Annotated in this window: 12 protein-coding genes and 1 tRNA gene; 2 read left to right on the top strand and 11 right to left on the bottom strand. The window is 29.7% G+C overall.

All coding sequences use genetic code 11. The features are described from left to right. Window positions 1–280: 280 nt before the first annotated feature. The 6 genes from ACYEKI_RS13710 to ACYEKI_RS13685 form a co-directional block, all read right to left on the bottom strand. Window positions 281–865, bottom strand: a complete 585-nt coding sequence (locus tag ACYEKI_RS13710) for a Crp/Fnr family transcriptional regulator (protein ID WP_459211768.1) — start codon at window positions 863–865, stop codon at window positions 281–283. Between the two features lie 289 nt (window positions 866–1,154). After that, window positions 1,155–2,699 carry an amidohydrolase family protein gene (locus tag ACYEKI_RS13705; protein ID WP_459211767.1) on the bottom strand — a complete coding sequence of 515 codons (1,545 nt, stop codon included), beginning with the start codon at window positions 2,697–2,699 and terminating at the stop codon, window positions 1,155–1,157. Between the two features lie 28 nt (window positions 2,700–2,727). Then, window positions 2,728–3,948 (bottom strand): dipeptidase, encoded by a 1,221-nt coding sequence (locus tag ACYEKI_RS13700; protein WP_459211766.1) that lies wholly within the window; start codon window positions 3,946–3,948, stop codon window positions 2,728–2,730. Window positions 3,949–4,004: 56 nt separating this feature from the next. Further along, the gene (locus tag ACYEKI_RS13695; protein ID WP_459211765.1) at window positions 4,005–4,976 is read right to left on the bottom strand and encodes an ornithine cyclodeaminase family protein; all 972 of its coding nucleotides are present in this window, start codon (window positions 4,974–4,976) and stop codon (window positions 4,005–4,007) included. After that, entirely contained in the window at window positions 4,977–5,312 is a 336-nt protein-coding gene (locus ACYEKI_RS13690; protein WP_459211887.1) for a MarR family winged helix-turn-helix transcriptional regulator, read from the bottom strand. Window positions 5,313–5,509: 197 nt separating this feature from the next. Beyond that, the gene (locus tag ACYEKI_RS13685) at window positions 5,510–6,145 is read right to left on the bottom strand and encodes a hypothetical protein (RefSeq protein ID WP_459211764.1); all 636 of its coding nucleotides are present in this window, start codon (window positions 6,143–6,145) and stop codon (window positions 5,510–5,512) included. 166 nt (window positions 6,146–6,311) lie between these two features. Between ACYEKI_RS13685 and ACYEKI_RS13680 the strand changes: the two genes are divergently transcribed. After that, window positions 6,312–6,788, top strand: a complete 477-nt coding sequence (locus tag ACYEKI_RS13680) for a hypothetical protein (protein ID WP_459211763.1) — start codon at window positions 6,312–6,314, stop codon at window positions 6,786–6,788. Window positions 6,789–6,882: 94 nt separating this feature from the next. On the opposite strand, the gene ACYEKI_RS13675 is transcribed toward ACYEKI_RS13680, so the two are convergent. Together ACYEKI_RS13675 and ACYEKI_RS13670 are read right to left on the bottom strand one after the other, a co-directional pair. Next, complete coding sequence (locus ACYEKI_RS13675) at window positions 6,883–7,392, bottom strand: hypothetical protein (RefSeq protein ID WP_459211762.1); 510 nt, start codon at window positions 7,390–7,392, stop codon at window positions 6,883–6,885. Window positions 7,393–7,425: 33 nt separating this feature from the next. Then, window positions 7,426–8,754, bottom strand: coding sequence for a DUF6161 domain-containing protein (locus tag ACYEKI_RS13670; RefSeq protein ID WP_459211761.1), 1,329 nt, complete (start codon window positions 8,752–8,754; stop codon window positions 7,426–7,428). Between the two features lie 363 nt (window positions 8,755–9,117). On the opposite strand from ACYEKI_RS13670, the gene ACYEKI_RS13665 reads away from it, so the two are divergent. Further along, window positions 9,118–10,002: a putative phage abortive infection protein gene (locus ACYEKI_RS13665; RefSeq protein WP_459211760.1), complete on the top strand. Its 885-nt coding sequence runs from the start codon at window positions 9,118–9,120 to the stop codon at window positions 10,000–10,002. A gap of 16 nt (window positions 10,003–10,018) precedes the next feature. On the opposite strand, the gene ACYEKI_RS13660 is transcribed toward ACYEKI_RS13665, so the two are convergent. From ACYEKI_RS13660 to ACYEKI_RS13650, 3 genes are all read right to left on the bottom strand, one after another. Further along, entirely contained in the window at window positions 10,019–10,429 is a 411-nt protein-coding gene (locus tag ACYEKI_RS13660) for a hypothetical protein (protein WP_459211759.1), read from the bottom strand. Between the two features lie 13 nt (window positions 10,430–10,442). Next, window positions 10,443–11,153 carry a hypothetical protein gene (locus ACYEKI_RS13655; RefSeq protein WP_459211758.1) on the bottom strand — a complete coding sequence of 237 codons (711 nt, stop codon included), beginning with the start codon at window positions 11,151–11,153 and terminating at the stop codon, window positions 10,443–10,445. Window positions 11,154–11,565: 412 nt separating this feature from the next. Next, window positions 11,566–11,639, bottom strand: a tRNA-Pro gene (locus ACYEKI_RS13650). Window positions 11,640–11,673 lie beyond the last annotated feature (34 nt).

The following is an 11,673-nucleotide window of genomic DNA, read 5'->3' as shown; positions in this document are numbered from 1 at the left end:
AATTCTAATGCTTTAATGGGAGTTATTTATGATATATGATCTAAGTTATTCTTTTGATTTTGATTCTACTAATTATCATTTCTTCTTGTATTACATCTCTATCTTTATCATTTTAAGGTATCTTTTCGATTACTTATTTTATAGATTAAGAACTGTTTATACTTCTTTATTATTAAGACAAAAGTATTTTGCTTTATAACCTTTTCCATTAACAAATGTTAAAAAGAGAGCCCCTAAAAATATTTAGGGGCTCTCTTCTCTTTATCTGAAAAAATTTAACTTATGTATTTTTTAGATCTTTCCGTAATCGACTTAAGGTTACATTGGTTATTCCTAAGTAGGAAGCAATATCTGAGTGCGGAATTATATTTTCTAATTGATGGTATTTTTTTCTAAAATTAAGTAATCGCTCTCTAGCTGTTAATGATGCTAATCCTATTTCTTTATTTATTTTTTGAGCTAATTCATCTTGTAAGACTTCATTCCCAAAGGTTTTTAAATCATTTCTCTTTATTAATATCTCTTCAAACTTAGCCGAATCCATTACTGCCAATCTGATGTTTGTCATCGCCATTAAATTTACATTTGAAGTTCCTTCTATTTCCCTATTAAATGATGGCGTAATAAACTTACCTTCCAAAAAGAATGAAATAGTCACACTTTCTCCCTTTAAGTTATGTACATAGCTTTTACTTATTCCATCTAGTAGCATAAATTCTTTTGAACTACGCTTTTTTGTTTTTACAAAAGTTGCTCCTTTTTCATATGTTTCAAATGTTGTTATTGCCATCAACTCTTTAAATGTCATATCAGAAATAGGACTGATTTTTGTCATACATTTTCTAAATTCATCCTCTAAACTCATAACTTGTTTTCTGGTTAGTCTAATTAACTTTTCCCTATATTGATGCTTTTCCAATCTAAGTATTATTCTTTTTTAAATTAGAATAAAATGGAAGTGTCTTAGAGTTATAGTCGTGGAAGATATAATTTCATTAACTTTTTTATAGGATTCTTGTTTTATTTTTCACTTATCACAAAACTTAATTGCTAATTATCTCGTGAGAATTTGAACCTTGATTATTGAAAAAAAGCAGCTTTTCTAAATATAGAAAAGCTGCTTTATATCGCTTTAATTAAATACGAAATAGGGACTATTTCTCATATAACTCACCTCTTTTTATTACTGCTTTTATCTTGCGTGTATTCGATATATTTTCAAGAGGATTTGCGTCAAGAATAACGATATTAGCTAGTTTTCCTTCTTCTATTGTTCCTATATTTTTTTCTTCTCCCATTCCTTCTGCATTAATTATAGTTGCTGCTCTTAAAGCATCTATAGGAGATAAACCTGCTTGTACTAATAATTCTAATTCTTTATGTATGTTTACTGTTTTCTGGTGATATCTCCCATAAGTAATTACATGATCTGATCCTGCACCTATCTTCACTCCCATGTTTTTTGCTATGTTAACCGCTTTCATAGCAGCTTTGTATCTAGACGAATCTACTTTTCTTCCGTTACTAGGTCTACTCAATCCATCATAGTACACAAATAAGGTAGCATCTAGTATACTATTATTCTTTTTCATTGCATTAAACAAACGTTTTACTTCTGGAGCATTTTTATCCCATTTTACTTCTTTCAGTTTTTTTCTATAAGCAATAGCTTCTTCTCTTGACTTAAAATCATGCCTTCCTTTTAATTCTGACAAAAATTCATACGCAATCATATCTCCTGCATGAGACATCATTTCTGCTCCTCCGTTTGTAATATCTATAGCTTTGGTTGGTGGTACTACAGCATGTGCCCATACTTTCAACCCTTGGCGTTTTGCTTCGCTTGCTATCTTTTTAAACAACTCTTTATCTACACTATCATATACTTTTATAGCAGTAGCGCCTAACCCTTTAGCTTCAGCTATAACTTGTTTAAAATCGGAATCATTTGTAATGGAACGTTGCCATGAAACTTCTCCTGCTACAGCTCCTTTTGCCACTTGTTGTGGTCTTGGGTCATTATCAAAGAAATTAGGTCCTGCTATTATCGTTGAGAAAAATACATCTGCGCCTATATCTTCTCCTATTTGTGTATTCTTTTTTAAGAGTGTTAACATACGTCCATCTCCTCCCATATCTCTTACTCCAGTAACACCACCCATTAATGCTGTATTCAATTGTTCTTGTGCATCTTTAAACGTTCCATGTGTAATATGCACGTGAGCATCAATTAATCCCGGAATGATATATTTACCTTTAAGATCATATGTTGTTGCTCCTTGTGGTGCTATAATTGGTCCATTGTAACTCACTTTATGAATTTTCTCCTCTCTAATCAATATATCTCCTCTTCTTCCTGTGTTAGATACAGCATCTATAACAGTCGCATTTTTAAGTACTATATAAGTCCCTTTATCTTCCTTATTTTTATTTACGCCTTCTAATAGTTCTTTAACTGCTTTTTTAACTTGTTCAGAATTACTTTTTTTTAAGACAATGTCATATGCTGCTTTCTTCATTTCTTCATTTGGAGCTTGACTTAAAAATGAACTTAATTCTCTTTTTATATCTGTAGTAGATGATAGTTTATCAACTTTGGACGTAAGTGTAATTAATCGTGCTTTAATTTGATCTGGTATTTGTGCAGCAATTGCCGTGACCATCATTATTGCAACTATGGTGAAAATTATTTTTTTCATGATTTAACTTTTAAAATTTCTAATGTTCTTAATGTTTGAATATGGTGGTTAGTACGCGTTTAAAGTTGTCTCCTAGTACCATTTTTACTTCGCTATCTTTATAGCCTCTTTTCAGTAATCCTTCGGCTATATCATATGTTCTATAAGGGTGATTTAATCCTTCTATAGTTAACATATATTCTTCATTGGTATGTGTTTGGTATTTTGCTGGTGCATTTTCTAATCTGTTCTTTCTCCATTCTAAAGCACCATAATCTTCTGTATACAATCCTTGATCACTTCCTATACCTACATGTTCTATTCCTACTAATTGTACTACGTGGTCGATATGCTTAAAGAAGTCTTCTATAGTTACAGGTTCTTTTTCTTTAACCATAAAACGTAAAATCGGAATTCCGATAACTCCTCCTGTTTTAGCCATAGCTTTTATGGCTTCATCTGTTTTTGATCTTCTTAAACCTTTGGCTATACTTCTACATGCACCATGAGTAATTAAAACTGGTGCAGTACTAGCTGCTATTGCATCAAGTGTAGTTTGATCTCCACAATGCGAAACATCTACTCCCATTCCTACCGCATTCATACGTAAAAGAATTTCTTTTCCGTATGCTGTAAGTCCTGTATCTTCATCTTCAAAAGCACCACATCCTAATTTATTTTTTCCGTTATACGTAAGTTGAGATACACGTTGTCCCAATCCATAAAACATATCCACATCATCTACTGTTCTAAAATGACTAGAATTTTGATTTGTAATCAGCATTCCTATTTTTTCTGAAGCATTGATATTTTCTAATTTCTGCTTAGTATCTATACGTTCAAAATAGGTTGGATTAGACGCTATGATTCCGTTTTGTGTTGCCATAAATTGTAACATAGCTTCATGGGTAGGTTGCATACTTCCCCATCCAAAAACATTAATCCCAGAACTTTTCACAAATACAAAATCTTCTTGGGTAAAAGCATTAGGCTCTGTTAACCAATATTCTCCAAGACGCTTTCCGGCTCTCTCATGAAACCAATCTTGATAGGTACCTAACATATCAATACTTGTTGTTGTATTAACGAGATGCAGTGCTTTTCTAGAATACTTTTGAAGTTCGTTAGGTATTTTCTTTTCATTTTTTGGGGTTGAAACTGGTACCTTCTTTGCTTCTTTAGCATCACAAGCTATCGCAGACGGTAACATTGTCATTCCTACCGCACCTACTCCTAAGTTTTTTATAAATCGTCTTCTTTCTGATTTCATAATCTTATCTTTTAATTACCTCAATTCATACTTTTTAAAGCACAATCAAATAGTTGCTAACTACAACTATTAGTTATAAAAAAAAGTTTCTTTGCTTTTTTATAACAATAATATCCTGCTGCTATGTCTTCTATAGCCAATCCTACAGATTTAAATACAGTGCGTTGAGATTGTTGTTTTATATCTTTATTTTTTACCAAACTTGATAAGTCTCCTGTTATCAGTTTATCTATTTTATAACCTTCATTAGTCGGAATAATGAGATCTCCTGCTTCATTACTAGCGGTATAATAGTCATCTACAAAAACCTTTGAAGATAATATTACATCGGTTGTTAGTTCTCTTACATCTGCGTTACAAGCACCTATTGCATTAATATGCACATCTGGTTTAAGTGATAATGTATTTAAAACAGGTGTTTCTGCGGCTGTCACGGTACATATAATATCTGCTTTTGCTGCTGCTTTTGCTACTGTATCAAAGACTGTTATCGTTATACTATATTGTTCTTCTATTGCGGCTTTTAGTTTTAGCGCATTGGCTTTATTCTTACTCCATATATTAACCTTGGTAATTGGTCTTACCAATTGCATTGCTTCTAGGTGTTTTCTAGCTTGTTTTCCGCTACCTATCAAACACAATGTTTGCGCATTTTCTTTTGATAACATTCTTGTTGCCAGAGCGCTTACAGCTGCTGTTCTTATTGCTGTAATCTCGTCTGCATCTAAACTTGCCAATAATTGTCCTGTATGAGTTTCAAATAAATGTAAAATTCCTTGATGCGAAGAAATTCCTTTTTTATAATTATTTGCAAACACACTTAGCACTTTTACTCCCATAAGATTATAGGGTTGTATATAGCCTGTCATTGTCCCCAAAATACCATCTGATGGTGAAGGCAAAAACATCTTTGCTCTTAATGGATTGATCGTCTCCTTTTCAAAATCCATCGAGAATAGTTCTTCCATAATGGCTATACATTCTGCCATCGAAAGCGTTTGAGCAATATTATTCTTATCGATAAACATTTAGGTTAAGTTTTTTAGCATTTTATGAAGTACATTCTTAAATACTTCAAGCTCTTCTGCTGTTATTCCTTCTTCTGATCTTTGCGTTACTTTACCTGCTATTGCTAATGCTTTATCTTCTATTGCTCTTCCTTTTGCTGTTAAAAAAATAAGTTTATTACGCTTGTCTTTGGATAAGTTCTTTCGTTCTACTAATCCCTTTTTTTCAAGTGCATCAATTTGCCTGGTCATTGTACTTTTCTCCTTTTTGGCAATTAGAGCTAACTCTTGTTGATTTACCCCATCTTCTTTCCATAAATAAAAAAGTATCCTCCATTGCTCTACAGTAATGTCTATTTCATTTTCTTTTAAACTTTGTTGTAAATGTCCAGATAGTATACGTTCTGCTATACTTATTAACCTTGATGATGAATTTAAATGCTTCTTTTTAATAACGCTATCTTTTATTATTTAGTTGCAATATACAACTTTTTATTTAAAAGAAATCATTTAGCTTTATATCTCAATAAAATCCTATATAGTTGTTTTTAATTTTATGATAGTAACATCATCGCTACAGACCATCTTTCATGTCTAGTCATAGTAACCAAGAAAGGGCTTCTCGCTTTAAGTTTTTGTACACTAACATCATCTTTTAATGCTTCGCAAACGATACTGGCTATTTTATAGTTCCATATCTGAAAATAGTCAGTAATTACTGTTTCTGCTTCCCAGTGAAGTTCATTATTTTCTTCGTATTCTTCTATAAGAGGAATTATTTTTTCAACCATAGCATCAATAGCATGATATACAGGTAGACTCGCAAATTCCTGATCAACAAGGCTTCCTTGTTCAATTTCTATTTCTATGCCCGATAGTTCATTTGGTCCCAAATCGGTTGCAGATAAGGCTGCTTTGTCATCAGACTCTTCAAATCCATATGCATATGCATCATCGACAGTATCTCCACCATAATACCATTGGAAATCTAAAGATTTTATTTCTTCATTCTTTACACAGTGCTCTAATGCTATTTGCATTTGTTCTTTAAACTCAGCTTGAATTGTTTCTTTGGGTAAGCTCGCTAATATTTCGTCAGCTTTCGCTAAAAAGAATTCTAAGTTATTTTGTTGCAACCAGTTTTTGATATCTAATTCTCGCTTTTCTAATCTCTCGATAAATGTTTTCATTTGATTTTATGATTGGTTCCTTATCCAAAAATACTATTAAAAAAAATTATAACTAAAACGATAGCTCTTTTTAATACTTAATTATCATTCTTTAAATAAATCAAAAAAATGACGCAACCTTTTGGTGTTCAACTGCATCTACTAGTAAATCAAAAAAATCAACACCATGAAAAAATTATTATTACTTCCCTTAGTGATGTTACTTATGGCTTGCCCATCAGACGATGATGATACTGTACTTGATCCTGCTCCAGAACAAATTATTGGGAAATGGTCGCCAACAAAAGATGTTTATATCCTTAACGATGGATCTCAAATTGAAGAAATAGGTCAAGATTGTTACAATAGTACGATTATCGAATTCCTAGCTGATAATACTATAGATTTAACTCCTTTTGATGAAGGTGATAACGATATTTGTGTTCCAGATGAGAGTATCGTATTTGAATATTTTAAATGGGAAAAAATTAATGACACCACTTATCGACTTACTTCCAAAATGGCAGGAGAACCTGAAGAAGTGGATAATCTACAGATCGAGTTTGTTAATCCTAATACTTTTATTATTAAAGACGATGAAGACGGAACAACTCTTGACGGTGTTGAATATACCGAATATCATGAATATTACGAAAGGCAATAAATAAGCTTGTCTTATCTAAAATATAAAATCCAATCATTATTTCTTATAGAGAATAGTGTTTGGATTTTTTTGTTTTATGAAAAGTATATAGTATTTATCCTTTTAAATTAGCAAAAGGTCTTTTTCCATATTGTTGAATAAATTCTTTTATCATTAATTTCTCATATTCTCTTGGTTCAAAATCTGAAATAGCAAGCCAACAAAAAACTAAATCAGAATAATTCTTTAATTGCCAAATAAATCTCCCTCCATAATGACCTACGGCTTTTCCTTTTCCAAATTTTAAGTACTGTTTTATTCTACTCTTTAGTGTTGACTTATTTTTTAGACTTCCCGCTTTACCTATATAGATTGTTTTTACATCATCAACCCAATTTTCATTCAATATATCCAAAGATACATTTGGATTTCTCTCTTTAAAGAAACCTCCAACTCCTTCAATCAAAAACTCAGGTTTATTATTATTTATATTCAAAACTAAATAAACACCCATTTTCTCTGGGATAACTCCTATATTATTTATTAATTCAAAAACTTCTACAAATCCTTCGAAACCTAGTTTTTTAAGCTTTTCAATATTATTAAAATCTATAGCTTTAATCATTCTATTTCTTTTAGATTAAGAATTAATCTCTTATTATTTCCCACCAAATATTTTCCCAGCTATATCATTAGGCATAGTAGGCCCTGAATCATCTTTTAACAATCCAGTATCGGCTCTACTAAATAATGATTGCATAATTAATTGTCTATCTTCCTTTTCTATATTTGATTCATTCAAAAGAGATAAATAAAAATATGTAAGTGTATGTCTCTCTTGACTATCTCTTGCTAGATGAAAAGAACTAAACATTACTTTAGTAATAGCTTTTATACAAAAAGCCATAAATGATATAAATGTTATATAAATAATAGACCATCTAATAGCTCCGCTTTTATCTTTAGCAAAAAAACTCGCGTAAATTTGTTCAGGAGCATTCCATAATAATTGTATAAGAGAAAGTGTAACAATTAAAACCAATGCAATCAAAATAGAAACAAAAAACCAACCTTGATTTTTTAAACTTTGTGATCTATCTTTCCAGTAATTTGCAGGCTCTTTAAGTTTAAGTAGTTCTTTATATGTTTCTTTAAGATTTTCTATTTCTTTCTTTACTCCAATATTTTCATCTGTATTATCTCCATTCATCCATTCATTAAAAACCTGCTCCTTATTTTTCTTAAAGTTTTCAAAAACTGATTTAATCCCAATATTATTTTCTCCTCCATCGAACCACTCTTTAAACTGGTTATCTTTTTCGCTTCTAAAATAATCCCATTGTTCACTTTTCTTATTAAGCTCATCTTTAGATTTATCAACGAAATTTATTCGATCTATTTCTGATTGGGATATTTGGTTTTTATAATCATTTTTTAGTCTATTTAAAGAAGTACGTTCTTTTTTTGTTCTTTGAAATAATATTGATTTTTCTTTAAAATCAAATTCATAAGCTAATAAAACACCTATTATACTCTCTCTTGAAGAAAAGTTGATATTAGTCTTTACAAAATAATTAAAAGCGGAATTAACTGCATTAGGTATTTTCTCTTTCAATTCAATCAAAAATTTTGTAAATGGAGATTCGTATGTGAAAATCAAATCATTTTTATTATTCAAAAATCTTTTCCATGACTCCCAATTATTACTTATAACAAATTCTTCCTCTATCAAATAACTATTTAAAAAATTATCTAATCTATTTTTACAATCACTAAAATATCTCTTAGATACATTTAACTCTCTAGGGATGTTCGAATACTCATTCCATCCTATTACTTGATCTGAAAAAAACTTATGAATTGAACTAAATCCTATTAATTTTTGTTCAAATTCTATATTTGAATATTTAATTACAATTTCTACAGATTTAAACCATTCTGAATTTTTAGACTCAACTATTTTCTTTCTTACTTCATCAGTTGTCATTAATTACTTATTTATAAATTACTATTATCAAAAGTTTTTTTATTATCACCTTCACCCATCTTCTAAATTTACAAGAACTTATCTGTAAATATTCTAATATCTACAACTACTTATAAACTATAGTCTGTGAATAAAAATTCACATTTTTTACGGAAAACCATAAGGAAAATCAAAAGGACAACATAACCATAAAAACAATATGTAAAAACCACATTACAAGTGATTTTTAATATTCTAGTTTTGGCATTAATTTTCTATTAATAAGTAACAGAGAAACAACAATAAATTTTAGAAAGTAAAATATGGTTAAAAGTAAAAAAACACCTATCTGTAATTCAAATAATAATTTTTGTAGTCATTTTTTTGATCTGGCTATTATTGTTAAGTGGTCAATACATTGATTCACTATACAGTTCCCCTGCAAATAGAGGTGCCTTTGGAGATAAATTTGGTTTTGCTAATGCATTATTCTCAGCTTTAGCATTAGCTGGTGTTATTTACTCTATAATCTTACAACAAAAAGAATTAAAAGAAACTCGCGAAGAATTTATTGAACAAAACTTTCAAACTGGTTTTTTTAATCTTTTGAAAACTCAAGGAGAAATATCAAAAGAAATAACTGTACATGTCTGTATAAATCAAGGTAATTCTCGTGAAGATTTCACTGGTAAACTCTTTTTTAATAGTTCAAAATATTTTTTATTAGAAATATCCTCTGCCTTAAAAGAACTTACTTTTCCTAAAGATACTATCTATGATACAATTACAATAGAAAATTCAGAAGTACTAGACATTCGAAATTATCATCGTACACTATATTTTTATAATGTAAGTGAATCAATTTTCGAGAATTTTAAAGAAAAAAATCATCTTAATCAAGCTAGAGAACTCTCAAAAATATTCTTTAGTAAAATTCATTTTTCAATAAGCCATTATTTCCGTCATCTATATAATATCTTCAAATATCTAGAAAATGTAGAAATAGAAAGATTAAATAAAGCTTCAAATAATGAAGAAAAAGAACATATTAAATACGATATAAAAAGCTATGCAAACCTAGTTCAAGCTCAAATGTCAACAGGAGAACTCTTTTTGATTTATTACAATTCTCTGCTTTTCCCTAAATTCAAACGTTTATTAATTAAATATAATGTACTTGATAATTTATACCAAGAAGATCTTCTTGATATCAGTCATTTAGATTCTGATTTTAACTTAAAATCTAGAAAAGAATTGTTTTCGATATAAATACCTAATCTCCCCCCTATAAAACCTTAAGCTTTAAATAATTTTTATATCCCAAAGTAGAATAATAGAGTATAGAAAGAAAATAGAATGCTGCTAAAACGGTAATCACATTTATAACCATTTCTATTAGTGTATCATCTATTCCCATAATAACAAAACTGCCAAAAAAAAGAATAATCGCAGTGATTATAAGTGTATTGTTAAATACTGGAGTAATCGCTAATGTTTTATTAGATCTTGTTAAATCTATTTCAACTTTTTTAGTGGTAATATAAAAGAGCTTTACATAACATGTGTAGATTTTATCTTCTAACTCTAAATTTAATGATTCTCCATTATGTATTTTATGGATTTCTCCATCTATATAAACTTTATAAGGGAATGTCATATTCATCAAATAAAAATCTCTCTTAATTTCTAAATTCATAGTTATTATTTTTTTAGATACAACCTCCTCTAGAACTCGTCCCTTGCTCAACTATTAACGATGCTGCCGCTCCTGCCAAACCACCAAACGGACCTGCTAAGAGTGTTCCTAAAACTGTTGTTGCTGCATCTGCTATTATAATTTGTTGAGTAGGTCTACAACTTTTATTTCCTTTGGCTATTTCTTCTTCATAATAAGCATTCCATAACTCATATGAAGCTATCGCTGTAGATTCAAAAATAATTACAGCTTCTTCTTCTTCAGTACTTAAATCATTAGATTTAAACTGGTTTAATATTTCTAAAGTTTGCTCTTGCGTATAATTTGAAGTATATATATCTGATAATAATTCTCCTACTCTATTTGAAATCCTACCATCTGCTATAGCTTCTTGAAATAAAAGAGGAATTGTTTCTAAAGCAGTTTCATCAAACTGAGATTTTGTATTAGTTTTATAAAATGCCTCTATATCAAACTTTTCTTTTTTAAATACTCCAGGATATTTAACTTCCATTTCTTCACTAATAACTTCTAACATATCAGAAATAGCTCCGTCAAAATTCTTATCTTTTTGAGGAGAATATAAATATGCTTTTACTGCTTCATTATGTATTTTTCCGTAATCTTTTGCTTCTATTTTTATAGGCTCAGATACTTCTGATTCCTTAGTACATGAATTAAAAAATAAAGAGATTGCAATTAGAAAAAATAATGATTTACGCATAATGATTTGTTTTGATTCTGTATCAAATATAATAAACTATTTTGTTTATAAAATACGTTAAAACCATATATTAAATAACTCAAAACCATCGTAAATCAATCATTAAAAACTCATCACACCTTACTATCAAGGTTTTACATCTTTAGAGATTCTATATATTTTACTTATCATTTTATTAAAAAACCATCAGTATTGATTATCTTGTTTTATACTCTTTATTAAAAAGTTTTACCTCATACTTTTTATTTTTATTAAACTTAAAAATCATACGTATTCTACTCTTTACTCCTGTATTCTAAGGGTATTGCTATAGTTTTTTAACTATAAAATTGATCTCGATTATAAAGTATCGTATAGTACTATTCATAAACAACAAAACCCTTTGCCAAGGCAAAGGGTTTTACTTAGGGTGTCGGGATGACTGGACTCGAACCAGCGACCTCACGCCCCCCAGACGTGTACGCTAACCAACTGCGCCACATCCCGAACTAGGATTGCAAATATAATAACATATAAACAA

Source organism: Aquimarina rhabdastrellae, assembly GCA_947387485.1.
Taxonomy (GTDB): Bacteria; Bacteroidota; Bacteroidia; order Flavobacteriales; family Flavobacteriaceae; genus Aquimarina.
The sequence above is the reverse complement of the archived record's forward strand: the minus strand, read 5'-3'. Positions and strand labels throughout refer to the sequence as shown.